The sequence below is a fragment of the Brevibacillus borstelensis genome (genome assembly GCF_036700025.1).
GTDB lineage: Bacteria > Bacillota > Bacilli > Brevibacillales > Brevibacillaceae > Brevibacillus > Brevibacillus borstelensis.
The window spans coordinates 4,618,105-4,644,499 of the sequence record NZ_CP144922.1; the positions used below are offsets into that span (position 1 = coordinate 4,618,105).

The 26,395-nt window shown below is 54.0% G+C and carries 22 protein-coding genes, 1 riboswitch and 1 other annotated feature; of the genes, 6 read left to right on the forward strand and 16 right to left on the reverse strand.

Annotation, left to right across the window (positions count from 1 at the left end):
• Window positions 1–7 precede the first annotated feature (7 nt).
• Entirely contained in the window at window positions 8–886 is an 879-nt protein-coding gene (locus V5G20_RS22110) for a GNAT family N-acetyltransferase (RefSeq protein ID WP_338462237.1), read from the reverse strand.
• A gap of 37 nt (window positions 887–923) precedes the next feature.
• On the reverse strand, window positions 924–1,484 hold the full coding sequence (locus tag V5G20_RS22115; protein ID WP_171506706.1) for an ABATE domain-containing protein: 561 nt from the start codon (window positions 1,482–1,484) through the stop codon (window positions 924–926).
• Between the two features lie 159 nt (window positions 1,485–1,643).
• Here V5G20_RS22115 and V5G20_RS22120 point away from each other — a divergent pair, with 159 nt between their 5' ends.
• Together V5G20_RS22120 and V5G20_RS22125 are read left to right on the forward strand one after the other, a co-directional pair.
• On the forward strand, window positions 1,644–2,138 hold the full coding sequence (locus V5G20_RS22120) for a DinB family protein (protein WP_003392147.1): 495 nt from the start codon (window positions 1,644–1,646) through the stop codon (window positions 2,136–2,138).
• Between the two features lie 85 nt (window positions 2,139–2,223).
• The gene (locus V5G20_RS22125; RefSeq protein WP_255320341.1) at window positions 2,224–2,352 is read left to right on the forward strand and encodes a hypothetical protein; all 129 of its coding nucleotides are present in this window, start codon (window positions 2,224–2,226) and stop codon (window positions 2,350–2,352) included.
• A 65-nt stretch (window positions 2,353–2,417) separates the two neighbouring features.
• On the opposite strand, the gene V5G20_RS22130 is transcribed toward V5G20_RS22125, so the two are convergent.
• The 10 genes from V5G20_RS22130 to V5G20_RS22175 all read right to left on the reverse strand — a co-directional run bounded on the left by V5G20_RS22130 (window position 2,418) and on the right by V5G20_RS22175 (window position 13,719).
• Window positions 2,418–3,323, reverse strand: a complete 906-nt coding sequence (locus tag V5G20_RS22130) for a hypothetical protein (RefSeq protein ID WP_311067730.1) — start codon at window positions 3,321–3,323, stop codon at window positions 2,418–2,420.
• Between the two features lie 10 nt (window positions 3,324–3,333).
• Window positions 3,334–3,981, reverse strand: coding sequence for a PilN domain-containing protein (locus tag V5G20_RS22135; protein ID WP_338462242.1), 648 nt, complete (start codon window positions 3,979–3,981; stop codon window positions 3,334–3,336).
• Between the two features lie 5 nt (window positions 3,982–3,986).
• Window positions 3,987–5,015 (reverse strand): type IV pilus biogenesis protein PilM, encoded by a 1,029-nt coding sequence (gene pilM, locus V5G20_RS22140; protein WP_003392157.1) that lies wholly within the window; start codon window positions 5,013–5,015, stop codon window positions 3,987–3,989.
• 247 nt (window positions 5,016–5,262) lie between these two features.
• Window positions 5,263–6,021 carry a prepilin peptidase gene (locus V5G20_RS22145; RefSeq protein ID WP_024985515.1) on the reverse strand — a complete coding sequence of 253 codons (759 nt, stop codon included), beginning with the start codon at window positions 6,019–6,021 and terminating at the stop codon, window positions 5,263–5,265.
• Window positions 6,022–6,425: 404 nt separating this feature from the next.
• Window positions 6,426–6,875, reverse strand: coding sequence for a prepilin-type N-terminal cleavage/methylation domain-containing protein (locus V5G20_RS22150; RefSeq protein ID WP_024985514.1), 450 nt, complete (start codon window positions 6,873–6,875; stop codon window positions 6,426–6,428).
• Between the two features lie 30 nt (window positions 6,876–6,905).
• Entirely contained in the window at window positions 6,906–8,114 is a 1,209-nt protein-coding gene (locus V5G20_RS22155; protein ID WP_003392162.1) for a type II secretion system F family protein, read from the reverse strand.
• Entirely contained in the window at window positions 8,115–9,158 is a 1,044-nt protein-coding gene (locus V5G20_RS22160) for a type IV pilus twitching motility protein PilT (protein ID WP_003392164.1), read from the reverse strand.
• Between the two features lie 33 nt (window positions 9,159–9,191).
• On the reverse strand, window positions 9,192–10,847 hold the full coding sequence (locus V5G20_RS22165; protein WP_024985513.1) for a GspE/PulE family protein: 1,656 nt from the start codon (window positions 10,845–10,847) through the stop codon (window positions 9,192–9,194).
• Window positions 10,848–10,852: 5 nt separating this feature from the next.
• Window positions 10,853–12,517 carry a VanW family protein gene (locus tag V5G20_RS22170; protein ID WP_338462247.1) on the reverse strand — a complete coding sequence of 555 codons (1,665 nt, stop codon included), beginning with the start codon at window positions 12,515–12,517 and terminating at the stop codon, window positions 10,853–10,855.
• Window positions 12,518–12,525: 8 nt separating this feature from the next.
• Window positions 12,526–13,719 carry a hypothetical protein gene (locus V5G20_RS22175; RefSeq protein WP_327926165.1) on the reverse strand — a complete coding sequence of 398 codons (1,194 nt, stop codon included), beginning with the start codon at window positions 13,717–13,719 and terminating at the stop codon, window positions 12,526–12,528.
• 246 nt (window positions 13,720–13,965) lie between these two features.
• On the opposite strand from V5G20_RS22175, the gene V5G20_RS22180 reads away from it, so the two are divergent.
• Genes V5G20_RS22180 through V5G20_RS22190 form a run of 3 tightly spaced genes read left to right on the forward strand, consistent with a single transcriptional unit; the run spans window position 13,966 to window position 17,237 of the window.
• Window positions 13,966–14,478: a type IV pilus modification PilV family protein gene (locus tag V5G20_RS22180; RefSeq protein ID WP_039071507.1), complete on the forward strand. Its 513-nt coding sequence runs from the start codon at window positions 13,966–13,968 to the stop codon at window positions 14,476–14,478.
• Entirely contained in the window at window positions 14,475–15,299 is an 825-nt protein-coding gene (locus V5G20_RS22185) for a type IV pilus modification PilV family protein (RefSeq protein ID WP_003392175.1), read from the forward strand. Before V5G20_RS22180 ends, V5G20_RS22185 begins: the two co-directional genes overlap by 4 nt.
• Window positions 15,300–17,237, forward strand: a complete 1,938-nt coding sequence (locus V5G20_RS22190; protein ID WP_338462251.1) for a hypothetical protein — start codon at window positions 15,300–15,302, stop codon at window positions 17,235–17,237.
• A 150-nt stretch (window positions 17,238–17,387) separates the two neighbouring features.
• Here V5G20_RS22190 and V5G20_RS22195 read toward each other — a convergent pair whose 3' ends face one another.
• Window positions 17,388–21,269 carry a cadherin-like beta sandwich domain-containing protein gene (locus tag V5G20_RS22195; protein WP_338462253.1) on the reverse strand — a complete coding sequence of 1,294 codons (3,882 nt, stop codon included), beginning with the start codon at window positions 21,267–21,269 and terminating at the stop codon, window positions 17,388–17,390.
• A 378-nt stretch (window positions 21,270–21,647) separates the two neighbouring features.
• A riboswitch (Lysine riboswitch) is annotated at window positions 21,648–21,836 on the forward strand.
• A 115-nt stretch (window positions 21,837–21,951) separates the two neighbouring features.
• On the opposite strand from V5G20_RS22195, the gene V5G20_RS22200 reads away from it, so the two are divergent.
• A complete protein-coding gene (locus V5G20_RS22200) occupies window positions 21,952–23,394 on the forward strand; it encodes an amino acid permease (RefSeq protein WP_003392184.1) in 1,443 nt (480 codons plus the stop codon).
• A 93-nt stretch (window positions 23,395–23,487) separates the two neighbouring features.
• Here the strand turns inward: V5G20_RS22200 and V5G20_RS22205 are convergent, their stop codons facing one another.
• From V5G20_RS22205 to V5G20_RS22215, 3 genes are all read right to left on the reverse strand, one after another.
• Window positions 23,488–24,672 (reverse strand): aminotransferase, encoded by a 1,185-nt coding sequence (locus tag V5G20_RS22205; protein WP_003392186.1) that lies wholly within the window; start codon window positions 24,670–24,672, stop codon window positions 23,488–23,490.
• The gene (locus V5G20_RS22210; protein ID WP_003392188.1) at window positions 24,669–25,169 is read right to left on the reverse strand and encodes an Lrp/AsnC family transcriptional regulator; all 501 of its coding nucleotides are present in this window, start codon (window positions 25,167–25,169) and stop codon (window positions 24,669–24,671) included. The genes V5G20_RS22205 and V5G20_RS22210 overlap by 4 nt, the downstream gene beginning before the upstream one ends.
• Before the next feature lie 87 nt (window positions 25,170–25,256).
• Window positions 25,257–25,498, reverse strand: a binding site (T-box leader).
• 275 nt (window positions 25,499–25,773) lie between these two features.
• Complete coding sequence (locus V5G20_RS22215) at window positions 25,774–26,262, reverse strand: ferritin family protein (protein WP_024985507.1); 489 nt, start codon at window positions 26,260–26,262, stop codon at window positions 25,774–25,776.
• Window positions 26,263–26,395 lie beyond the last annotated feature (133 nt).

Genomic DNA, 26,395 nt, shown 5'->3' on the forward strand with positions numbered 1-26,395 from the left:
CTTTCCCCTACCCGAACGCCTGTGCAGCAATTGCGTACAAGCGGCCGTTCCTCTCCGGCAGCTTTTCCGCATTCCTGATCATGATCGGAGGCTGGCTCGCCTTTTGAAATCCGCACTGCTCCAGAAAAACCAGGAATTCTTCATGTCCAGACGGTACATCGATCCGCAGCTTGCCTTGATATCCACTCGCAAGCTGTTCCACGATTTGTTTCGCTCCCTGCAGGTCAAAAGCGACGATCGGGCCGAGAATCAGGTTGACCGGCCCCTCTACAGACAGGCCATAGCCAATGACAGCTCCATCCTGCTGCTTCAAGACGACGCCATTTTGCGCCTGCTGGATGCGATGAATCAAAAATCTTCTGCGGTCCGCGCCGACTGCGGCCTTGTCCAGCTCCACGATTTGCTCCAGATGTTCCCCGGTCAGCTTCTCTACAAATGTATCTCCTGTATCAAACGATGCTCGATGCCGCTGGTACGCTTCGCATAAGTATTTGTGCACGCAATCTACGGACACAAAGCCCATGCTTTCGTACATCGGCTTTCCCTCCGGTGTGGCGATCAGCATCAGGGCTGTATCCGCTGAAGTCGAGGCGGCATCGATACAAGCCTGTGTTACTTGTTTCCCCAGCCCCATCCCTCTGCATTCAGGATGAACGATGACCATGCCGATGGAGGCAAGCGTTTCGCCGTATGGAACAATCGCGGCGCTTGAGTACACTTTTCCCTGGTCATCACGGTGTCCGAATACTCTCCCTGCAGCAATGAGGGTTGCCAGCTCTGCTTCATGGTAATCCCAGCCTACCGAAGCAGACAGCTCGATCAGCCCCGGAATATCCCCGCAGGCAAGCTCGTCCAACCTCAATTCGTGCCGTTTGCTGACAGTCATGTTCTTTTCTTCTCCCTTTCTCCCGATCTTCCTGGATTTATGTGTCTTTCCTCTCCTTTTTTTGCCGCTCGCGAAAGCGCCGCACTTTCATCAGGTTGCCGCACGCCTTATCGTCGCACCAACGGCTGGAGCGGTTGCGGCTCTCGTCGTAATACACCCAGAGGCAATTGGCGTTTTCGCAGATCTTCAATCGCCGCAAATCGGTACCAGCCAGAAGCTCGGCGAAGGAAAGTGCGATTTTCCCCATGACCAGGTCCCATTCTTCGCCTTGTACAACCTCCTCTATTTGAAAGCCATCCGGCCGATGAACGATGCGGCGGCAGCTAGGCACAGCCGCAAGCACCTGATTGATGCCGACCAGATCGCTTGGATCAGGTGCTTGTCCTGTTGCCACCGCTTCCGTGACATTTCGCATCTGCTGCCGCAGTTCTCTCAAGCTCTGGAGCAGCATAGGGTCTGTAGGAAGGGGGACTTTCAGCTCCCACTTCGTCGAAAAATACTGCCACCATTCAGGCTTGCCAAGCCGGTCATCCCGCTGTCCGGACCCTCGCCAGTCTCTGCAATCGCTGTTGATAAAATCAAGACATATCCACTCCACGGAGTTTTTTCTCCTCTCTTGAACCACTCGCCAAAATATGGTAAGGTATTGTTTGTAACCACCAAAATGTATTTAAGTAGTTACAGACGGTATTCTTCTCCAGATTCTACCTTCATTATACCGCCGTCAATCACTCTTTCCCAGATGAGGAGGACTTGCATGAACCGTATGGAGTTGCTGTTGCACGAGTGGGATTGTACATTCGCCAAAGAAGATTGGTATCCCCCCTTGAAAGACGCCTTGGCAGGACTCACCGCAGCCGAAGCAAGCTGGCGGCCCCCTGGCGAAGCTGCCAACACCATTTGGGAGAATCTGAGCCACTTGCTGTTTTACAAGGAACGGCTGCTTCACCGTTTGAAGGGTACCGAACAGCCTTCTACAGCTTCCACCAACGACGACACCTTTGCCCCATCCGGAGGACCAGAGGACGAGGAGGCCTGGCAAGCGGACGTCAAGCGGATGGAGACTCTCCACTATGAACTGAGAGACGTGCTCGCTTCCATTCCGGAGACCTCCTTCGATCAGCCGTCGCCTTCAAAGCCTTTGGGGCTGAGCGTATTCAGCATCATCATGCACGATGCGTTTCATACCGGACAGATTGTGCAGATTCGCAAACTGCAAGGCACCTGGCCCGCACGCAGGTCTTTTGATTAAGAATCCGCTTCCTAGACAAAAACCCAAACCCGCCCGGCTATGCCCTCATACATTGTAGGGAAGTTCATCGGAGCGAGGCGATTCCATGAGTCAAAAGTCCGAAGGTTTGTCGGCTGACGATCTTGCTTTATTGGCGGCTGTGATTGTATTAATCGGAGACATTCTGGCGCTATTGGCCTTGGTGCGGGAGCGGCAGGAAAAGACTAAGAAATGAAGAAAAGCCGTTGCTCGCGACAGCAACGGCTTTCATTCGTAAATGAAGGAAATCGCCCTCTGCTTTTAGTAAGGCGATCCTTCTTTGCTTTCATTGATCGGATCACCGGGCTTCGGTGTGATTCCATACTGAAACGGGTTGCCTTTGCCCGATGGAGCCTCTACTTCAACGGCCGGAAGCTTGTCGACTGCCTGCTTGAATTCAGGGGCGTAATAGCTGGTCAGCTTGATTGTCGCCGTCATCCTGCTGTCTTTGGGGACGGTAAATTCATCCTTCTCCGCCGCAGCGACAGTGAATTCATCTACCCGCAAATATCGGGACAATCCCTGTACCTCCTTGAGGAAGAGGTACAGCTCATCGTATCCTCCCTTTACAGAAAGCGTGATCTCCACGCTTCCCAATGCGGTTTCCGGCAGCAGTCTCCTGAGCGTGTCTGCCGTGGGCATGGCAAGTGCAGCGCTGCGGTCCTTGGCATTGGGTTCAGATGCTATTCCTGTTGCTTCCGCTGTACCTGTTTCCTTTTTGTCCGTATCTGAGTTTGTTTTCGGCTCTTTGGCTCCAGTTGACTCTTCGGCCGCTGTATCCGCCCCCTGCTCTTCTTTCGAAATGATCTGCTCCACCATGTCTTTCGTCGACAGCACTTTTGGCTGGGCAAAGCTGGCCGTAAGAATCTCGACCTTGCTGATCGTCTGGAGCTTGCCCAAATCCTTCACGAGCTGATCTGTATAGGGAGAGACGGGGATTGCCTCCGTTACCTTTGCCAATGCTTCCTCGGAAACGGCATCATCCTTCTTTTCCTCTGCATTCCTGCTGCTCAGCCCTTGCACCGTCGCTTGCAGCTGAGCCAGTTCTACCGTTAGCTTGCTCTTTTTTGCCTGCAACGGCGTGAGATAGATATAGTAGAAGACAGCGAGCAGGGCAAACAGCAAAGCAACAAACAAGAACAGGTATTGACGTGTTTTCTCAGCCATGTTCACTCTCCTACTTCTTCTGCTCTTGTGTACGTGCAGCAAGCTGCTTGTTCAGCACGCCCAGGTCCAGGGTGAGTACCTTCACTTCAAATGTAGCCGTGTAGCGGGGCAGGATGTCTCCGCCCACCGCACTCAACGCTTCCGAAAGGGGCCTGCCTTTCTCGTCCACCGGCCCGGTCCACTTCACGGGTACAGAAGCGATTGTTTTTATCTGCGCTTCCCGTACGTATGGCGAAGCCAGCAAATTGTGCAGATAGGCGGCCACATCGTCATATTGCTCAAAGCGGCCGGTGAGCTGCACCGTGCCATCCAGGGCATAACTGATTTTCAGCAGCTTGCCCATCTCCGGCAGGTTTTCGGAAAAATTGTCGAGCAGGAGCGTTGTCGGGTAGAACAGATGCTGCATCTTCTCCGACAGCTCTACATAGTCTTGCAAAGTCGCTGTATTTGCTTTCAAGCCGATCCGCTTTTCCGCTGCCTGGACCATTTGTTTTTGCTGCGCGATTTCCTGCTGCAATCTTTCCACCGTTGCCTGATCGGCATAGTAGGCAAAGCCCATCCAAGCCGCCCCGATAAGCCAAAGCAGCCCTGTCGCGGAGAGCAACAGGACTCCGCCTCTAACCTTTTTCTTTTTTGGTAATAGGTTAATGGTTACCACTTGCGTCAACCTCTCAAGGTTAGTCCCGCCGCTGCCGTAAAGGCCTGAACATTCAGCGGTTGCGTATGCTGAAGGCGGATATGGTGGATGGGCAGAGGAACGATCTCAAAGCTCGTCATGCGATTTTTAAGAAGCTGGATGGTGTGCTCCAAATCGTCATCTTCACCGGTTACATAGATCGTCTGAATGCGGGTCCCGTCATTTTTCATGCTGAACTGATAGAAGTTGATCACGCGGTCGACTTCCCTGACCAGATCAGCTACAAATAATGCATGGACGGCAGCAGCACCGTCTGTCCCCCCGGATGCGGAAGCCTGCTCATAATGGGCGAGATGGATCGGAATGTTTCGCAAAAACTCCGGAATATCGCTTTGAAAAATGCTGACGTTGACCGAATGCCGTCCGAGCTGCAGGAACATGAAGTCGGTTTTGTGGACTTCCCCGCTCTCCTCCAGCAGCCGGTACAGAGCAAGCGGTTCGATATCAACAGCCGTTACTTCGATATCGAGTACTTTCAACAATTCGATATATTGGTCGATCAAATCACCAGGAGCGGCAATCACCAAGTATTCATCCTCCGGCTGCGGCTCCTCCGCGAGGCTGTACTCTCCCAGCTCGTCCATCTCCAGCGACGGCGGCACTTCTCTGATCTTGTGAAAGTCAAAATAGGGCCTTGCAAAAGGAAGGTGAATGGTCGTCCCCAGCTCGATTTCGAGCAAAGAACGAATATCGTCCGTCGTCAGCTTGGGCTGAATGGTTTTTCGAATCACCACGGTTGACGTCGGAACGGAGAGAACCGCCTTCTTTTTGGAAAGCCGCAGCTCCTTCTTGGCTAGAGTCAGCTGTATTTTTACCCGCTCGATATCCGTGATCCGCCCGTTCTCGAAGGTTCCTTCCTCCAGCGGGATCAGACCTGCCTGCCGTATCTCCACGCCTGTGTCCGTTCGCCGTGCTTCTGTAAAGCGAAGCCCGTCTTCTTCCACGGCAATGCCGATACGAACGGGATTCGTCATAAAAGGGATGCGCAGTTTCATCCGCCTCTTTTCCTTTCTGTCAGCCCCAGAGCTGATGCAATTCCAGTTCCTGTGTTTGGGAAATCCGGTTCCTTAATGCATGCGCAAGCTTTCGCCCTGTCGATGATTATTGTGTTATAGGAAGCTTGCCACTTGACGAAATTCTTCATTTTTCGACACATTTCTTCTATCACTCACTTATTTTTCGACACACCTTCCCGGTCAACCTGCTGCTTAGCGGAAAAGGAAATTGCTATTTCATTTGCTGTCAGAAGAACACATCCACATACCAGCCGATGATCGCATCTCCTTTGAGATAGGCAAGCAGTGACCCGGCAGCGATGAATGGTCCAAATGGCACCTGCGTTTTCCTCACCGCCCCTCGAAAGAGCATAAGTATGATGCCAAACAGCGTTCCCAACAGAGCTGACAAAAAGATGGAAAGCGCCAGCAAAGGCAGGCCCAGAAACAGACCCACTACGGCAAACAGCTTGATGTCGCCTCCCCCTACACCGCCGCGGGACAGTACGGTGAGCAGGAAGAACAGGCCAAATCCGACTGCCATGGCGATCAAGTGCATCCAGTAGGGCTGTGTCGGGTGGACGAGCAGCCGGAGTATGAGAAACAGAGCCAGCGCAGGCAGAGTCACCTTGTCCGGGATAAGCCGATAGGCGAGGTCAGCCACGCTCACAATGACGAGCAGCGAGACAAACAGCAAACCCATAAACATCTCGGCGCTCCAGCCGTAGGTGAGATAGACAAGGGCAAATGAGATACCGCAGATGCTTTCCATGACTGGATAAAGCAGCGAGACTTTTGTCCGACAATAGCGGCATGCCCCCCTATTCAGCAAATAGGAAAGAACAGGGATCAGATCGAGGGGACGCAGCCTGGTGTCGCAGCTTTTGCAATGAGACGGCGGTTGGACAATGGATTCCCCCTGCGGGACTCGCAGACCGACGACGTTGAAAAATGAACCGAATACGAGGCCGAATACAAACAGGACGGCCGTGATCAGGTACTCCATGGCTTCTCTCCTAGTTGGTGGAACGGGTATAGTTTGCTTTGATTCAGGAAAAAACTTCCTGCACCGCATTGGGATGTAGGAAGTTTTTATTGGTTCATTTTGTTGCCCGTGTTTTAAAAAGCGCTCGTAGCCGTGGCTGTAGTGGAAGAAGCCTGTTTCCAGGCTCCCTCCGGTTCCGCCCTGCATAGAAGCGGGGCCTGTACGCGCCGAGGCGATTCGGGTGGGAGCGTCAAAGTCGGACAGCTTTAGGGGCAGGGTCACTCAGAGGTGACGCTCCTGTTTCCTGCGACTCGCTGCTCTGCTGAGCCAGGCTGGACAAGTCGTACATCAGGAAACAGGCTTCTTCGGCGAGCGTTTGTTTTCTCAATAGATATATACTCTCTTATAAATCTTGAGTTGATTTTTTACTTTTTACCATCAAGGTATACTTTGTCTCGATCCAAGGCACTAATATCTTCATCTACAAAAACCCTATCTCCTTCCTGCAACTTTACTTTAATTACTTGCTTCGTAATTTTTGTATCATTGTCCTCTTTAGCGGTAATTGTGACTTCGCTTTTCTTAACATCGTAAGTTTTATCTTCCCCTGGAACCTGAATGTCACTAATAAATCCTTCTTTTTGCAACTCTTCCAAGGTATAATCCCCAGTCGCTTTCCCTTCAGCAGTAGCTGCCATTCTCGCCGCATTTGCCAACATTTGCGCATTCGCGATGTGCGCATCCTTGCGGCTATTTTCAATGATATTTCCTACTGACGGAATCGCAATCGCCGCAATAATCCCCAAAATCACCACAACGGCGAGCAGTTCGACCAGCGTAAGGCCTCGTTGATCCTTCAAATAACGTGTAAACATATAAGTTCCTCCCCACAATATCCTTCATGCCTAGCGTACTTTACCAAAAATTTCAAACATCGGAATCATGATGGCGAGTACAATCGTACCCACAATCGCCGCAAGCAGGACGATCATCAATGGTTCGATCAGCGACTTGATTTTGTCAACGGCACTGTCCACCTCCGCCTCGTAGAAATCAGCTACCTTTTCCAGCATCTGATCCAGTGATCCGGTCTCTTCTCCGATGGCGATCATGCGTGAGACGAGCGGCGGGATTACCCACGCCCGCTTCAGCGGCTCGGATAGCGGCCTGCCCTCGCGCAAGCTGGTTTTTGATTCATGCACGGCTTGACTGATAATCTTGTTGCCAACGACATCTTCTACAATCGTGAGTGCTTGCAAAATCGGCACCGAGCTGGAAAACAGCGTACTCAACGTCCGGCTCATGCGGGCCAGTGCGCCTTTCTGCATAAGTTTGCCAAATATCGGCAATCTCAGTGTAGCATAATCCGCAAAATATCGTCCATAAGAAGTATTGACAATAATGCGAAATACAAAATATATGCCAATTATACCTATAGCATATAGGTACCAAGAACTAACTACACTTTCACTAGCTGCCATGACCATCCGGGTCATCGCAGGGAGCTCGGCGTGAAAGCTGGCGAACATCGAGACAAAGGTAGGCACGATGTTGATCAAAAGGTACATCGTTACGGCAATAGACAAAATCCCGACCGTGATCGGGTACATCATCGCCGACTTGATTTTTTCCCGCGTGTAGTGCGACTTTTCGTAGTAGGTAGCAAGCCTGTCCAGGACGATTTCCAGACTTCCCGACGCTTCCCCGGCCCGAATCATGCTGAGAAACATTGCTTCAAAGACCTTCGGATGCTTGCCGAACGCCTCAGACAGCTGTCCGCCCTTGCGAATCTCCGCTTCTACCTCCTCCAGTATCTTGCGCAAGACTTTACTCTCGCTTTGCTGGGCAAGAATATGGACGGAATCGACAATCCCGATCCCCGCCCCGATCAGGGTGGCAAGCTGGCGCAGAAATACGACGAACTCCTGCGACTTCACCGGCTTGCCGAAATGGATTTCGCGCTGCAGGAAGCCTTTCGCTTCCTGTTCAATCGAAAGCGGGGCCAGCCCTTGACGCTTCAGCTCAACGATGGCGACTGGCTTGGCGGCAGCCTCGATCTTCCCGCGCTTGCGCCTGCCTGTGCGGTCCTTCGCTTCGTAAATAAACGTCGGCATCTACTCTAGCGCCCTTTCATTCAAATAGTGTTGCGCGGCTTCGGGAGTAATCTGTCCCTTGTCCACTAGCTCTTTGACGGAGCTTTCCATCGTGTGCATTCCCAGTTCGCGTCCCGTCTGCATCAAGCTTTTGATTTGATGATTCTTCTCGCTGCGTATCAGGTTGGCGACAGCATGTGTATGAACGAGAATCTCAGTGGCGACTGCCCGGCCGCCCCCGACCTTCGGAAACAGGCGCTGCGAGACGATCCCGACCAGAACGGAAGACAACTGCATCCGAATCTGGGATTGCTTGTCGCCCGGAAAGACATCGATAATCCGGTCGATGGTCTTGGGCGCATCGGTTGTATGCAGCGTCGCGAGCACCAAATGTCCCGTCTCCGCCGCTGTGACTGCTGTCGAGATCGTCTCCAGATCCCGCATCTCGCCGACCAATATGACGTCAGGGTCCTGCCGCAGCGAAGCCCGCAGTCCGCTGGCAAAATCTTTGGTATCAAAGCCGATCTCCCGCTGATTGACCATGGAGAGCTGATGCTTGTGCAAATACTCGATCGGGTCTTCCAGCGTAACGATATGCTTTCTCATCGTCCTGTTCATGTAGTCGATCATCGCCGCCAATGTAGTCGACTTGCCGCTTCCCGTCGGCCCTGTAACGAGCAGTAACCCTTGGGGCTTGTGGCAAAGCTTCCGGATTACCTCCGGCAGTCCCAGCTCTTCCAGTGACGGGATGCCTGTCGGAATGACCCGGGCGACAAGCCCGATGCACCCGCGCTGGTGGTACGCATTGACGCGGAAACGCGAGATGCCCGGCAGTCCGTAGGAGAAATCCAATTCTCCCTTTTCCAGAAAGGACGGATACAAATGCTGCGGGATCAGCTCCTTGGCCATTTCCTCGGTGTCGCTTGGCGCAAGCGGAGAAATGTCGAGCCGGCGCAGTTCCCCGTCAATTCGGAATACGGGAGAGGTGCCTACTGTCACATGCAGGTCCGATGCCTTTTTTTCAAAAGCGTATCTGAGCAGCTTTTTGATTTCGACGCCAGCCATCCGTTCTTACCCTCCTTGGCATTGATCCGGCCACTATTCCGGCAGTGCGATCCGGTAGATTTCTTCCAGGGTAGTCAATCCCTGTCTCACCTTCAACAGGGCATCGTCAAACATCAGCACCATCCCGTTTTTTACGGCGTGTCGCTTGTATTCGACAGCGGGGAGACGCTGAATAATCATCTGCCGAAACGCATCGTCCATGACGAAGCTTTCGTGGACCGCCAGCCTGCCGCGATACCCTGTCATGCTGCAACTGCCGCATCCCACGCCGCGCCAAATCGTCTCAATGCGCAGTCCGCGCTGGGAAAAGATCGCTTTTTCCTGCTCGGTGGCCGGCATCTCTTTTTTGCATTCCTTGCAGATACGCCGGACGAGCCGCTGGGCTACGACTCCGTTGAGCGAAGAAGCCAGCAAAAACGGAGGAATGCCCATATCCAGCAAGCGCGTAACGCTGCTCACGGCGTCGTTGGTATGCAGCGTGCTTAGCACCTGATGCCCTGTCAATGCTGCCCGGATCGCGATCTCGGCCGTATCTTTGTCGCGAATCTCCCCGACCATGATAATATCCGGGTCCTGACGCAGGATGGAGCGCAGCACGGATGCGAAGCTCATGCCGATTCCGTCGTTTACGTGCACTTGATTGATTCCGTCCAACTGATACTCGACCGGGTCTTCCACCGTAATGATATTGACATCCTCCTGGTTGAGGTGGTTGAGTGCCGCGTACAGCGTGGTCGTCTTCCCGCTTCCCGTCGGTCCCGTCACCAGCATGATGCCGTTTGGCCGGTTGATCAAATTCCGGAAATAGGAGAGATTTCGATTGGTCAAGCCCAGCTTGTCTATTTCGATCAAGGCATTGGACACATCCAGGAGGCGCATGACGATTTTCTCGCCGTAAATGGTCGGAAGTGTCGATACCCGAACGTCGATCTCCTTGTAGTCCACATGCATCTGAATCCGGCCGTCCTGGGGAGTGCGCCGCTCCGCGATGTTGAGGTTGGACATGATTTTGATCCGCGCTGTCAAAATGCCGATCATGTGGCGCGGCAGCACGCGCTCGGTCCGCAAGACGCCGTCTACCCGATAGCGGATGCGGACCCCGTCCTCCTGCGGATCGATATGGATGTCGCTGGCACGCAGTTGGACTGCCTGTTCAAACATCTGGTTGACCAGGCGAACGATCGGGGAATCTTCATCGACGATGCGAGATTCTTCAATCTCGTCCGCCTCGATCTTTTCCATCAGCTCCTTCACCGAGCCCTGCATGCTGTACATCCGGGAAATCGCCCGCTGGACCTCGTCCCGGGTAGCAATGACCGGCTCGATGACAAAGCCTGTGCTGAGCCGCAGCTCATCGATCGCAAAGTAGTCGAGCGGATCGATCATCGCCACGGTCAGCTTGTTTCCCTCTTTTTTCAACGGAATGAGAGAATATCGTTTCGCCACCTCTTCCGAAACGATGCTGGACAAGGACGGGTCTATCTTGACGCGATACAGGCTGACGTGAGGGATTCCCAACTGGAATTCCAAAATCTCGATCAGCTGCTGCTCCGTAATGTAGCCCTGCTGCAGCAAATGATCCCCCAGCTTCAGCTTCGACTTTTTCTGCTCGACCAGCGCCTCCTGCAGCTGCTCTTCGCTGATCAGGCCGCTTTCGACGAGGATGTCCCCCAGCCGTTTCCTACCCATGCCCGTCACCTCTCAGGCGCGTCATGCAAAATAATGACGCCGTTGTTTTTCTCGACCTTTACCGCTGCTCCCGCACCAACCGAAGCTGAGCCTTGAGGAACGGCAGCCCCTGCGTTTTCCGGCAAAGGGGCTATATCGGGAGGTCTTGCGCTGCTGCCTGTATCGGCAGGCGCGTAGCTATCCCCGTATGGCTTCACGCTTCCGTAGATGATTTCCGGCGGCAATTCCTCTTCCGCTTCGCTGCCGACCCATGGCTCCGCTTCCGCTTCTGTCGGCCAGTCGTCCTCCCGGCTTTTCGTTCCGACCGCTCCCACTTCTCTCGGACCGACAGCGATCACGTTCGGGACAGGCTGATACAGGTTGTCCGAGACGAGCACCTTTTTATTCGAACCCGGATCGTAGAGGAACACCTTTGCCCGCAGCCCTTTTTCTCCGACGCGCACGATCCGCTCCTGATTCGGTTTCATATCGCGGTCTACCCGAACGATCGTACCGGGGCTAAAGGTTTCGGTCGTTTCCGCCATGAGCTGCGGCTTGCCCTTCTCCAATGACTGACCGCTTCCGTAGAGAGCGACCCGTAGACGGCCCTGCTCAACCGCTGCATGGATATAGACCGGCGTCTTCATTCGATTGGCCAAGCGCAAATCCATATCCCGTCCGTTTACGAATGCTTCCAGTCCGATCCTTTGAAAATCGACCGGGCGTTTCGCGCTGTGCCGCTCCACCACGCTCAGAGAGCTGGTGAGCGCCGTTTCGTACAACGCAGAGGCTACCTGTACGGCGCTTCCGCCAAGGCCGTCGGGTATTGCCTGCCGTTCATCTATAAGCTGGTAGCCTTTTGCTGTCGTAAACGGCCCGGCAGCTTCATTGAAGGAAAACACCTGGTCCGGCATCAGGATGGTGCCATTGAGCAGTTCGGCAGCCCTTTTCACGTTCACCAGGCGAGAAGGCCCCCCCGTGCCAATCGTCCCGTTCCACTCGCCCAGCAAATCCACGCTTTTCTCCAGATCCTTTCGTGTGATTGCCGGCTCGTCCTTTTTCGCCTTGATCGGTATGCGCAGACCGTAGCGCAGGGTGCGAAACTCTGTTTCGACAGCCGAAACAGTCTCTTCCACATCGACCTGATAACCAGCCTGATCCGGTATCACGACTGCTTTATTGTTTTCGATTCGGAGTGTAGCCGCGACCGCTTTCCGGTCAATTTCGCCGGCGATGCGCTCCACCTGCCGAACCAGCTCGGAGCGGTCGTAGTGAACGGCCAGCGGTACTGTGCCGTCCGCTTGTTTCCCTGCCAGCCGCTGAAACCATCCTGTCAATCCCGCAGAATCGCGAGAGCGCTCAACGGCTTGCCGGATCGTCTCTTCTGCCTCGAAACGCAATCCCAGCTTTTCCTTGTCAAGTAAATAGGTGCGATCTTCGAGGGTAAGCACGGCGGGCATTCCGGAGAGGTCCTCAACCTTTCGTTTCACGCTGGCCCGCGCTTCTTCTATCGTCAGCCCGGCTAGCGAAAGGCCGGCTACCTGTACATCGGACAGCCTCCCGCCCGCCTCCGAATCCGGTTGGTCCCACAAGCCGGAGGCGAGCAGGGAGACCGCCCCGAACACACATGATTGGATAAGCAGGAGCGCAAAGGCCCCGCCAAACAACTTGTACTGTTTTTTTTCCAACACGATCCCGCTCACTTCCGATTTGATGTGTCCTGCTCATGCTTTGCTACCGAGGCATGGCCCGGCGATGTTCCAGTGCCTGTCAATGTTCCGGCACCTGTCAAAGAAGGATCATCCACACGGTCCAGTTCTTCCTCGAACCGGCTCAACAGCCTGCCGGATTCATCATGCAAAGACCCGACCAGGGAGAGCTCCTCCCAAAAACGTTGTCCATCAGGGGACGTCGGCGGCTCCCCCGGCTCCGTTCCGGGTGAATCTGCGTCCTGCGAAAAGAAATCAGCGTTTATCGGCTCATCCGAAAATCTCCACCCGAAATCGTCCAAGTCCTGCTCCGCCGATTCTGCCGTCATTTCAGAACCTGCTTTTATCTCTGCCATTTCTATCTTCTCGATCTTCTCTATCTTCTCTGCCTTCGCTATCCTCTCTATCTTTCCGCTTCCCGTGTCCTCCTCCTCAAACTCAAAGAACGGCAAGGGTGATAAGCAATCCGCTTTCGTTTCATCCGCTGCATCATCCGTTTTCAAACCGGATTGTCTTCTCGTATCTATTCCCGTGTCTTCGAAGCTGCCAAACTCCGCAAAAGCTGGATCAGCAGCGTGGTAGTACGGGAACGCTTCAGCGGGGCTTTCCTGTTTTTCGGCCCATTCAGATTCATCTGCCGGTTTACGTTCCGGTTCAGGCCACGGTTTAAGCTCTGATTCAGGCTCTAATGCAGTCTCCGATTCGGTCCACCGCCCAGCCTCGACGCCGTCCGCTTCCTGCTCCATGGCAGCCGCAATCTCCTGGAACGCTATGCTCTGTCCCTGCTCATACCAGTAAAGCCGCTCTCCACGCTGATCAGGAGCAGTCAAATCTTTGGAAGCAGCAGCGTTTCCGCCACCAGGCAGCCCCTGCTGAGCAGCAGTATCGGCAAATACTTGAGCAGCGAGAATCCCGGTGTTTTCCGTAAAGTCATTTTTGGCAAAGTCTCTCGCAATGAAATAGGAAAGGAGCAGCGTGATCAGGATGGTTGCAACAGCCGTTTCCAACCTCCCGAAAAGAGACAGGGAAAATGGCAGGAGCGCTCCGAGCAGGAAGGCACCCCCGGAAGCTGTCATCACGGACAGCCGTTTACGAGAAAAGAGGCGGCGACGGAGCAGCAGGTACAACAGAAGGGTTAGAAGCAGGTACACAATGTAATAGCCGCTTAAACCTGATAGAAGCATAGGATCACCTGTTTTATAGCCAAAAGGCGTAGATCATAGTACATTAGTAGTAGATTAGCATAGTTCTTTGGTTGCATCCATTTTTATGCAATAACTTAATTTCGACAGGTTTCATGCATCTCCTCTAAAATCTTGTCGAAAAATATTCTCCCTCCCTCGAAATGTCACCTTTTATCCATATTGGAATACGCTTTCAACCGATTATCATGAAATACGAGAATTAGTAAGAAAGGAGGAATTGCGATCGTGTGGGAACAAAGCAGAAATGAAAACGGGATGACGCTGATCGAAGTGCTCGCTTCCATTGTCATACTCTCCATCGCTTTCCTATTGCTGAGCAATTTTCTCGTGCGCGGTCTGGAGCTTTCCGGAAAAGAGGACAGCAAGCTGGTTGCGATGAATCTGGCAAGGCAGCTGGCAGAAAGCTGGCGATCAGGGAACGGAGACTTGAAGACTGCAGCGCTCCCGGATGATTCCCTCCGAGACTATGCCTCCGACAAGCTTACTTATCCAAAGCTTGCGGCATTAACCGACCACCTGAAAAACAGGGAGATTTCCTTTCCCGATGTGGAGGTAAACGAACGAATCTATCAGCCAAAGCTCTCTCTTTCTTTTCTGGACAAGCACAACGGCGGATACAGGCTTGACGATCAAACGATGATCCTCATCACAGTTCGCGTCACTTCTCCCGAGGGACAGCAGCTTGCCATGCTGCAGACCGCCGTCGCCGATCCCCGGACAGGAGGAACAACGCCATGAAGCTGAGGACTCGAATCTCTCGCCTCCTGCGTGATCAATCGGGGATGACGCTGCTGGAAACGCTCGCCTCCCTGTTCATCTTTCTGATCATCCTGATCCCGTTAACCTCTGTCTACGTCTCAGGCGTCCAGGTCTTCAACCAGACGCGGGAACAGACCGACCTGCGCAATGTCGCTGACTTTGCCATCGGTGAAGTGATGCGGACTGTGCAGGGAGCGACTTATTTTGAACTGGAAAAAGACGGCGGTTCACTCGATTCCGAAAACGAGGAAATGGACACTTTGCGCCAGATCATGCAGAGCAAAAAGGCCGGCGAGCTGCTTTTGGCCGAACAGGGAGGAGCGGGAGCGGGGAGTAACGGAGCAATAGACGCGGAAGAAGGCACCCGAGAAATCGGCGTATCGCCCCAGTTCTCTACTGGCCTTGTCGTTTTCACCAGCTCGACTGTCTATGTCCCTTCCGATCAAGACTCTTCCGATGCCGAGTCCGGCAGCACGCAATCCTTTGTAAAACGAAATGTCTACCGCTTTACTCCCTCTGATCCTTCAGACGGGCTGGTCAAGTCATTTCGCTTTGAACCGGGTTATCTCGTCCGCGGACTCTTTTCGACCTCGGCGGACAACAAGACCTTGTCTCTCTATCTGGTGGTCGCACCGTACGGAGAAAGGGTTGTCGACCGCGACGGGCAGCAGATGAGGTTTCCAAATCTGGAGGAGGTCAGGGCCGAGCTGGAGCGAACAGAAGCATCCGGCAAAGTCAACAGCTACATTCGCCTGGTCAAAACGGAATTCGCCGTCTCCAATCTGCAGAGGAGTGAGTAGATGAACCGCCTCAACAACGAACGCGGAAGCGCGCTCTTGATCGTCCTGTTTATCGTCGTGCTGTTTACGGTGCTCGGGCTGTCCATCCTCAGCTACGTCGCGCAAAGCTCCCGGCAGCACGTATTCTCCGAAGTAGAGATTCAAGGGAAAATGCTGGCTGACATGGGCCTGGCCTACTTTCAAAAATACGCCGAGCAAAACCTTTCCTTTGACGATGAGGAACTTGCACAAGCGCTGGAAGATGGGAGCGGCCAGGAAAAAATCAAGAACGTCCTAAGCAATATCGCCGCTGAAATGAACGACACCGACTGGGAGAAGGGCCCTTACAAGCAAACCATGCTCCCTCCCCTGCCGGACGGGACAGCCCAAGGCTTCGCCATCGGTTACCGCATTCTGGACGAAATCCGTTTGCAGAAAGATCCCGGACAGCCATACGTGCTGAAGCTGAAGGTCTCCGTGATCGGCATTCCGGCTCGCGGAAGCGAAGACCTGTCCGTAGTGAAAAGCCGGGTTCGCCTGGATTCTACCGTGTACATAAACACGATCGCCGCACCGTTTCATTATGCAGTCAGCACTCCCGGAGAGCTGCGCCTGTTCGGCGGCTCCAACATCATCGGCAATGTGACGGCTCACCATGTGGTCACTGCGACACACTACCGGTACAGCGAGGAGACCCCCGATGGGCAAGGCGCCGAGTGGACATCAGGCTCTTTTGAAAAGAACCTCCCTTATCTGGAAGGCGTACTGTCGCTTTCACAGAATGCGAATCGTTCCGGCGGACTGGTAAGCGGACTGTATCAGCTTGAAAGACTGGAGGAGGAGGCTCCTTCCGCTGCAACGCTCGCAGACGAAGCCGACCAGGCACTCATCTCTGACCGGCAAAGCCTGGCGTCGCTTTTTTCTCCCAAGACGCTGCCCAAAGACAGCAAAGAGACGCTTCTCTCCGCGCCATCGGACAGGCCGTACGAGCCCGGCTATGAGCCGCCCGTCGTGCAAAATACAATCGATTCGGCCAGGTCTCTGTCCTTCCCTGGAGGAGAGTCGACGAAACAATACATCTCTCAAATGATACGTGAGGGAAAAGCAAGCTCGCACGAAGAAAGAGTAGCAGCAGACGAGTCCGTTCAATTGGAAGAGCACAGCGGGGACTACGCGTATCTGAATGAAGGGTTTCGCCTCATCGACATTCCTACCGGAAGCGAATCCATCGCGATTCTGGCCGAAGACAGCAAGGAAGGCTTGGACGGCTCCTCCGCCGTATCCCTGACCGCCCGCTTGACCGGGGATGAATTGGCCGGGGGATCTGTGCGCAAGCTGTATATCGCACCTGCCTCTTCGGACGAGGATTCTTTGGCTACGGTTGAAATGGGCAGACTGGGCTCCTTCATCCCGGATGCGGACGCCTCCGAGAGAAACAGCGGAGAGCCCTTCACCTTTGAGGGAACGATCTATATCAAAGGAAATCTGGACATCGTCGGTGACATCCGCATCAACGGCACCATTTTTGTCGATGGCGATGTGCTGATCCGGGAGATTACCAACCTGGACGACAAGAATCTGGCGATCGTCGCAACCGGCAAGATCAGCCTGACCTCCCGTTACACCGAGGAGACCGATCATACGAGCAGCGTCGATGCGTGGAAATCGCTTCCGCCCATCTCGGCCTTTCTCTATTCGGAAAAGTCGATGGAAATCTACTCGGTTGCCTCCTTTAACCGCATCCAGGGCGGCATTGCGACTGGCGGCCCGTCCTCCTACATCGAGCTGAACACCAAACGAAACGAGGACGACCGTCGCGCCTCCCGTCTGGCCATTCAGTTCAACCGCAGGATTTTCGAGCAGGAGACCCCCGGCCTGCCTGTTGCCGAGGAGTTCTTCGTCGATCTGTACGATCTTCAGTACAGTCCCCACCCCGACGAGGTGGAGCTCGTTCCGTAAACGTTCAGTGATATCCTGAGCGAGTCCGGGGATGCTCGGCTTTTTCGGCCTTCCCCCTCGTCTCGCCCCTCCCCGTACGGGCCAAAAATAGAAACGACCCTATCAAGCCAAAAAGAACCTGAAGCCTTTCACAGCTCCAGGTTCTTTTTGCTAGTTCAAGTTGTTTTTCGCTTTGACGGTGACCGTTTCGATCTTCTGATACGGCCTGCTCTCCAATAGCTCGCCTGTTAAAGAGTGATAAATATTCACCTTCACAAAGATCGCGATCTGATACGTTTGACTTTGACCGGAGCTTGTCTTCAGGTTTTTGACGATTTTGTTTTGCTTCCCGTTCAGAATACTGGTTCCTTTACCCGCAACGATTTCTCTCAGCAAGTCCGCATCCCCATCGGAATCGCCAATCGCATATCTCGCTGCAGCCAGCTCCAGATCCTTCTCTGCTCGGAACGAATACCCGATCTCCACTTGAACAGCCCTGTTTTCCAAAGCTGCTGTACCGTTGTTCACTCTAACGTAAAGGTTGGGCAAATCATCATAATCCGGGTCACCCCCACCGCCGCCGCTTCCCGGTTTGGGCACTTCTATGATCGCCGTTTTTACGGTGGGAATCCCCAAATGGATGTCGCCATTCAGCGGATTTACCGCCTTTACAGCAACCGGCGTATCCACGTATTTGCCGTTCACTTTTACGTAATCGACCAAAAACTCTCCTCTTGCCTTCCCCTTGTCGTTCTTGTCGAAAGCCACCGGGAAAGACTGCCACTCGCCCGTCCCTACTCTGTAAAACCATTGCGTATGCTCGTCAACGGTATCCATGACAGGGGTGACAATGACTTTTGCGCTGTCCGGCAGCGTCAAGCCCTGGCTCAGTTCAAAATCAGGCGGAACGATAGGTTGTCCCAATGACACCTCGCGAACGACAATTTCATTTTCATCCGGTGTCCCATCCGGTTGGGCATAGTTTCCATCGCGGTTAAAGTCCTGAAACATCCCGACGACAAGCGTGGTCGGACCGGAGGGATTCAAGGGAATGCCGGTCGCCTTGTTGCCCAGATTAAAAGGAACCCACGGGGAGGATGCGCCCACCTCCGAAAGGTCGACACCGGGCATCCAGAAAAACTTCACGTCTTCCATGACCAGCGTTGTCGGCTCTGCCTTCAAGCTGCCCTTTTGATTCAATGGCGAACCCTCTCGCTCCAGTGTCGCTGCAAATGCCGTTACGGGATTCAGCAGCAAGGTATTGCTCACAGGATCGGCCGATTTGCCGCTGGCGTTTTTCGCCTCTGCCTGGACAGGCGTCGGCCCCACTCTCAGCACTTCGCCGATTTCCTCGCCGCTTTTCTTGCGAGCCGCTTCCACTTCAAATGTATAGGTGACCTTTTGTCGCCCATCTCCCAAAGAAGACGGCTTTGCTTCATACAGCGCTGAGGCGGGGAGCTCAGCACCGCCAACCTTGACTGTCAGCTTCATCGGGAACGACTCTGGAAAATCGATGACTTCCGCCGTTACAACCGCTTTTTCCGGATACATCGCATCCCAGCCATTGTTCGCAGCAAGGTCGAGGACTGGCTTGCTCGTTACCGTAATCTCACTTGAGGAGGAGAATTTGCCGTCCGGTGTTCTGGCGGTAATGACCGCACGCCCTGGCTTCACCCCCGTGACGATGCCGTTGGAGGAGACTGTAGCGACCTTGCTGTCAGCAGACGTCCAGATCACGCTTTGATCGGCGTTGTCAGGCGTAATTCTGGCCTTCAAGCCGACCGTCTCCCCTACGAGGATCGAGGCTTTTTCCGGGGTGACCTTCAGTCCTGTCACTGGCGGAATATTCGTATCCACCTGCAGTGTCAAATTGTTGAAGAAACGGCTGTTGACCGCGTTTCCTTCCCGGTACGTCAGCTGCGAGTCGGACAGCAGGTACGTGCCGGTCCTGATCGGCTTCACGGTTATGCCAAACGAAACGGGCGCAGCCTGATACACATCCCCTTTGCGCTCGTAGGTGATGTCCGGAAGCTTCAGCGTCAGCGTCCCATTGTCGCTTCGCTTGCTCCACGACTTATCGATGCTCTCGATTGGCACCTCCGCAGGGAACGGCTCGGTCAGCGTAACGTCCGTGACGGCGAATGTCTCCGGCAACGGACCATAGCCCGCAAAATTAGCGATTACCCTGTTGTTGACTACAGACAAACCAAAAGTGGCAAAGGCGTTGACCGTGACCGAATCGCGGCCCTTCAGCATATCGGCGAGCTGGCTTTCGTCTACCAGGGGAATGGTGATTTCCTTGACTCCCGAGCGGATCAAATCTTTCAGCGTGTCCAAAATGTCATCCTGCTTTGCGCTCGGTTCCGTAGTGAGCTGTTGGTTGACAGACACTTCGCCGCTATAGCCCGATCTCATCACACTGAGAAAATGGCTTTTTCCTCTTCCACCCAAAGCAAGTCCGCCGTTGTTCGAATTCCCCTTTCCGTTCACCTTCACTTTGTCCAGTTCATAACCGATGTCATAGACTTTTCCGTAGACAAACGGCTGATTCAGCAAAAAGAACGGACGAATCCCCGTTGCTCTGCCGGCGGGTTTGTCGGCCAATCCTTCAGCCGAAAAGGACTTGGGCGTGACCGTGTAGCGGATTACACTCGTTTCCCCCAGCTTGATCGCCGATTCGGACAGGGAACGGGCGAGGTCCACCGATGTGAGCGGCGTATGGACCGTCACCTCGTATGTGCGTTTCGTCTTTCCGTCCTGCGCCGTGACGACGATCGTGACCTTGGTCGCACCCGGCTTGACCGGGATCACCTTGGGGGGGCCGCTCTGATGACCCTCTCCGTTTACGGTCATGCTCGCCCTGCTGTCTTCGAGCGTGGGGGTGATCGCAACAGTTTGGACATGGCTGTTCAAATGAACGTCATAGCTGCCTTGCGACCTGTCAAAGCCGGGCTCAAGCGGGACCAGTGTCTCCCCTTTTACCGTCAGATTTTGCAGGTAGGCGTTGTCGCTTGGCTGCGGGGCGAGCTGAAAGTCCAGTATAGCGGTGTCTCCTGCCTCAAAGTTTTCAATCAGCTTGAGCTGCGGGATGTACCCGTCCTTGGCCGCTTCCACAGAGACCAGACCTGCGGGGACATCCTGGAGGATGTACTCGCCTTTCGCATTCGTCACTGCCGAAACAATTCCCCCGGCAGATACGACAGCACCCGCGAGCGGCTTGGGAGGCGAGCCCGAATCCGTAACCTTGCCTTTGATCGTACCGGTGTGCTTGTACTCTCCGAGATTGATCAGCAGCTTGACAAAATCGATGGCTGCGCCGTCTCCGTACGGATTTCGCGTCGTCTTGTCATCGAGAAGGATGGTCAGGCTTCCGTCCTTCAAGAGCGGCAGGTATTCATCCGGAATTTGGACGCTGATCAGCTTTCCGATCGGCCCATGCTGGTTGAGCGAGTTGATAACGTTCTCCAGAAACGGCGCCCGGACGCCGTTCAGCTCGGCTGTATATTTGACCCGCCCCGGATACTTCCGCGGCTGATAGTCATTGATGAACATCTGGAGAATGGCCCCTTCGATCGGGGTGTTTTTCGTGTCAAAGGTTACCTTGATGGGAACGACCGGATTGGCTGTCTTGCTGTAATTGTTTCGGGTATAGCCGTCCGCCACATGATCATTGGCATCATTTTTGGGGTTCCGCAAATCCGGATATTGAAAGGAGCTGATCACCATCAGCTGGTCCGTTCCTGCCGGATCGGTCGGCTGGTGAGTTACTTTCGGATATGGGGCCCCTGTGCTTTTTCCCGAAAATGGATCGTAGCCGTTCGGCCAGCCTCCGCCCAGATTGTCGATATCCCCGACCCGGACCATCAGATCGGCCTCTGTCGTATCGTACTTTACGGCATACGGCTTGGACCAATCCCCGTTTAACGGATCGTTCGTGCGATTTACCGCCGACGCAGCCATAGCAGGACTGCTTGTCCATTCCAGCGAAAAACCGGTAAAGCAGATCAGAAATGCGAGGCACATCAAAAACAGTCGATGCAGACTCCGCTTCATGAAAACGGCTCACCTCTTTCCTTTATTTGCGTTCGAGCTATGCAGTGTCTTTGAAGGGAAGACATCTAACATTCCTAATTATGGTACTATTTTACCATGAATAAAGACTCAGATGACTAGATGGTTTTTGTAGCATCTGTTACACATTTTTTTGCAGCCTGCGATCCCATTAGCTGTCATATCCACACCATAATCTTCATACTGTCAGAGCATGGCCCTCTTTTCCTTCGTACCCTTCTCCAGCTTCGATAAACCAAAAATAATAGACCGTCGCGATGTCCCGGACCTCACTGCCACAAAATCACACTTGATTTTAAAGGAAAAACCCATATACTTGAACCATAACATAATCTCATAGCAATTATCCTCATCAGACACGATGAGGATAGAGGTCGCGGCTTTTATATTATTCTGTACGAGATCCAGAGAAGATTGATGACTCCAGAAGAAGGAAAAGCTGCCGAAGTCTGCCGTGTATTCTCTGTACACACAGGCTGGGGCTGTACCCGACAAGGGACAGAACTGTCACGTTTGCCAGCCGAGCAAGCGTGGTGTGCTATCTTCCGTGAAGGCTTGGTGGGGATTGGATCATACCGCCCTTTTGCCGTTTTTGGCTTGTGGTGGTATTTTTATTTCCGGCCTTCCTTCCCGCAAATCAAGAGAAAGGTCGTGTTTTTATTTTATGTCTTCCAATCAATTGCAACGCGGATTGAAAGCCCGTCACTTGACGATGATCGCCATCGGCGGATCGATCGGTACCGGACTTTTCCTGGCGAGCGGCGGCTCCATTCACTCTGCCGGTCCGGGCGGTGCTTTGGTTGCCTATATAGCGATCAGCCTGATGGTCTTTTTCCTGATGACGAGCCTCGGTGAGATGGCGGCGTTCATGCCGGTATCCGGCTCCTTCAGCACTTATGCGTCCAAATTTGTCGATCCGTCCCTCGGCTTCGCGCTCGGATGGAATTACTGGTACAACTGGGCGATCACGATTGCCGTCGAGCTTTCAGCCGGTGCGCTCATCATGAAATACTGGTTCCCGGACACGCCGTCCATTCTCTGGAGCGCGCTTTTCCTCGTCCTTATGTTTGGCTTAAATATGTTATCAGTAAAAGGATACGGCGAATCCGAATATTGGTTTTCCTTGATCAAAGTAAGTACGGTCATCATCTTTATCATCGTCGGCGTATTGATGATTTTTGGCATTATGGGCGGCGAAGCAGTCGGCTTCCACAACTTTACCAAGGGAGATGCGCCGTTCAGCGGCGGCTTTATGGCGATGCTCGGCGTCTTCATGATCGCCGGCTTTTCCTTCCAGGGAACCGAGCTGGTCGGGATTGCCGCAGGCGAGAGCGAGGACCCGGCCCGCAACATTCCGAAAGCCATCAAGCAAATCTTTTGGCGCATCCTGCTGTTCTATATTTTTGCGATCTTCGTCATCGGGATGCTGATCCCGTACGACAATCCGAATCTCATAAACAGCGACATTACGGACATTGCAGTCAGCCCGTTCACGCTGGTGTTTGAAAAAGCGGGGTTTGCCTTTGCCGCTTCTGTCATGAACGCCGTCATTTTGACATCCGTCCTCTCGGCGGGCAACTCCGGGATGTACGCGTCTACGCGGATGCTGTATGTTCTCGCCAAAGAAGGAAGAGCTCCCAAGCTTTTTGCCAAAGTGAACAGCCGCGGCGTGCCGACCAACGCCCTCCTGCTGACAACGCTTATCGGGATGTTTGCCTTTCTGTCCTCGCTGTTCGGGGATGGCACCGTCTACGTCTGGCTCTTGAATGCTTCCGGGATGTCCGGCTTTATCGCCTGGCTCGGGATTGCGGTGAGCCACTACCGCTTCCGCAAGGCGTATCTGGCACAAGGCTACGATCTGAAGCAACTGCCTTACCGGGCGAAATGGTTCCCGTTTGGACCGATCCTCGCCTTCATCATCTGCCTCATCGTCGTGCTTGGCCAAAACTACACCGCCTTTACCGGCGAGACGATCGACTGGGGCGGCGCACTTGTATCGTACATCGGCCTGCCGCTCTTCATCCTCGTCTGGCTGGGCTACAAATACACGAAAAAAACCAAGGTCGTTCCGCTGCACAAAGTGGATTTGACCAACGAGCAATCATAAGCGGCGGCTCTCCTGCTCTCCTGCAATGATGTGCTCACCATCCAACAGGCAAGGCCGGGATCAGCTCCCGGCCTTTTTCCATGCACGCCAATCTTATTTGGCAGAAACCTTTTGGACAAAACGTCCCATCCGCTCCAGCGCCTTTTGCAGCTGTTCCAGCGAAGTCGCATAGGAGCAGCGAATATGGCCCTTGCCGCAGTCGCCAAACACATCACCCGGCACCACTGCCACCTTTTCCTCCATCAGCAGGCGTTCGGCAAATTCGGCTGCCTCCAGGCCCGTAGAGCGAATGGAAGGAAACGCGTAGAAGGCTCCCTCCGGCTCATGGCAGGCCAGGCCGATGTCCTGAAACCCTTGAACGACGAAATTGCGGCGCTGACGGTAGCTCTCCACCATCCGCTCCATGTCTGCCTGTCCGTGACGCAGCGCTTCCAAGGCAGCCATTTGAGCCATTACCGGCGCGCACAGCATCGTGTACTGATGGATTTTCAGCATCCCCGCAAGCAGGTCGGGAGAAGCGCAGACATAGCCGAGCCGCCATCCCGTCATCGCAAATGCCTTGGAAAAGCCGGAAATCAAGATCGTCCGGTCCTTCATCCCCGGCAGAGCCGCGATGCTGTCGTGCATTCTTCCATAGGTCAGCTCGGCGTAAATCTCGTCGGAGATGACCAGCAGATCGTGCTTTTCAATCACCGGAAGCAGCTTGCTCCACTCCTCGGCAGTCATCGTGCTGCCCGTCGGGTTGTTCGGGTAGCAGAAGATAATCGCTTTGGTCCGCGGGCTGATGTGGGCTTCCAGCTCCTCCGGCGTCAGCTTGAATTGCTGCTCAGCGTTCGTCCGCAGGAAGACAGGCTCCCCGCCAGCCAGCCGGATAACCGGCTCGTATGATACGTAGCAGGGCTCGACCACCAGCACCTCGTCGCCCGGGTCGATGATGGCGCGCAGCGCGATGTCAATCGCTTCACTGGCCCCGACAGTGATCAGCATTTCTGTCTCCGGATGATACGAAACAAAGAAGCGCTCCTCCAGGTATTTGTGAATTTCTTTTCTGAGCTCCAACAGCCCGGCATTGGACGTGTAGGCCGTATAGCCCCGCTCCAGCGATGAGATGCATGCTTCCCGGACACGCCAAGGAGTGACAAAGTCCGGCTCCCCTACGCCGAGCGAGATGACGCCCTCCATCGAAGCCGCCAGATCAAAGAAGCGGCGGATGCCGGACGGCTTGAGCGAAGCAACAGTTTGCGACAGGCGGTTTCGTAACACAGTGTGCTGACTCATGGGGTGACCACCATCCTGCGGTCCTCATCCCGGTCCTCAAACTGGATGCCGTCATGCTTGTATCTTTTCAAAATAAAGTGCGTCGCTGTCGATACGACCGAATCCATCGTCGCCAGCTTCTGCGAAACGAATGCAGCCACTTCCCGCATCGTTTTGCCCTCCAGCACGACAGACAAATCGTAGCTGGCTCCGGACATCAGGTAGACAGCCTGGACCTCAGGAAAGCGACAGATGCGATCCGCCACCTCGTCAAAGCCGACATCGCGCTTCGGCGTTACCTTGACATCGATCATAGCCGTGACGTACGGATGGTCCTCGACCAGCTCCCAGTTGATCAGCGCCGGGTATTTCACGATCACTTTTTCGTTTTCCAGCGCGGCGATTGCCTCTTCCACCTCCGCCTGCGATACTCCCATCAATCTGGCGATCTGTTCGGCGCTGCGACGGCTGTCCTCTTCCAGGAGCCGCAGCAGCTCGCGTTGCTTCTGTCGATCCATTTCCTTTCCACTCCATTCCATTCATGTTGTGTGCCCGTGAATAAAAAACGCCCCGGCAACCGACCCGGCTTTATCCGGATTGTCGGTTGCTGAGGCGATCTGTTCGCGGTACCACTCAGCTTTCTGTTTTCCTCACGAAAAACAGACTCATGAAGTCTTCCATAGACTTGCGACTGATAACGGAGTCCTGTCCGCTGCTTTCTACTGAACGGTTCAAAAGCAGAGCTCCAAGGCGGCTTCAAAGAGAGGTGACGGCCGCCTTCACAGCATTCAGGCAGGCTCTCTGGGCGTCAGTGCCCTCTTTTACTCTTCCTTTTCCAAGCGATATGTGGTGTTCATCTTTGCATTTCGGGAATGTCTCAGATTATAAAAAGTTCTCGGGCTGTTGTCAACAAAGGGTTGCCTGGGAGTCTCTTCCATCCCCCTTCACATCCCTTTGTTTATAAGCATTGAACAAGCTTCCGTTTTTTTCAACAATGCATTGGGCCAACCAGAAATCGCTTGCAGTGAATTGTTGCTGGACGTGGGACAAATCCGGCGCATATGCAACAAAAAACCAAATCAGCAACTGATTTGGCTCTCATGAACTATGAAAAATATCTTTTTATGAGCTTCCCTGGGAAAGCAAAATATTGGCGTACCAGGTGGAATGCCGCTGCTCATCCTCTGCTGCCCGCTGAAAAGCCCTTCTGATGCGGGGATCGGTAGCTCGCTCAACGATATCCCGATAAGAATCGACCGCCTCCAGCTCGTCGCGGATGGCCAGCTCTACGCCTCGTTGAAATGACTCCGGGGCCGGGACAGGCTCACGCAAAAGCTGCGGTTCTCGACCGGTCAACCGAGAATACAGCTGCGAAAAGTTTTGCAGATGCTTGATCCGTTCGTCCTTGATGATCGTAATCAAAACTTTCACATTTTCCGTAGGGGCTAGTTCTGCCAGGCGCGTGTAGAAATTTCCAGCCCTCTCCTCCCGATGGACTGCCTGCAGGATTTCCGCAGCCAGCGAGCGATCTGTTGTATCAACAGCCCTGCGTCTTCCGCCATCCTGGACAGGCAAGGGCCAATGAACATAGTTGACGGGGTATCCGTACATGCCTTCTACCTCCAGACGGTATAGGTGTTTATACCATAGCTTATGTCGCGCCCAAGAGGTGGTGCGCCCAACTATGCTCTCGCGAAAGGATTGCGTTCCCTACGCTTCCGCCCCCTTTAGCCATCCTGTCCGC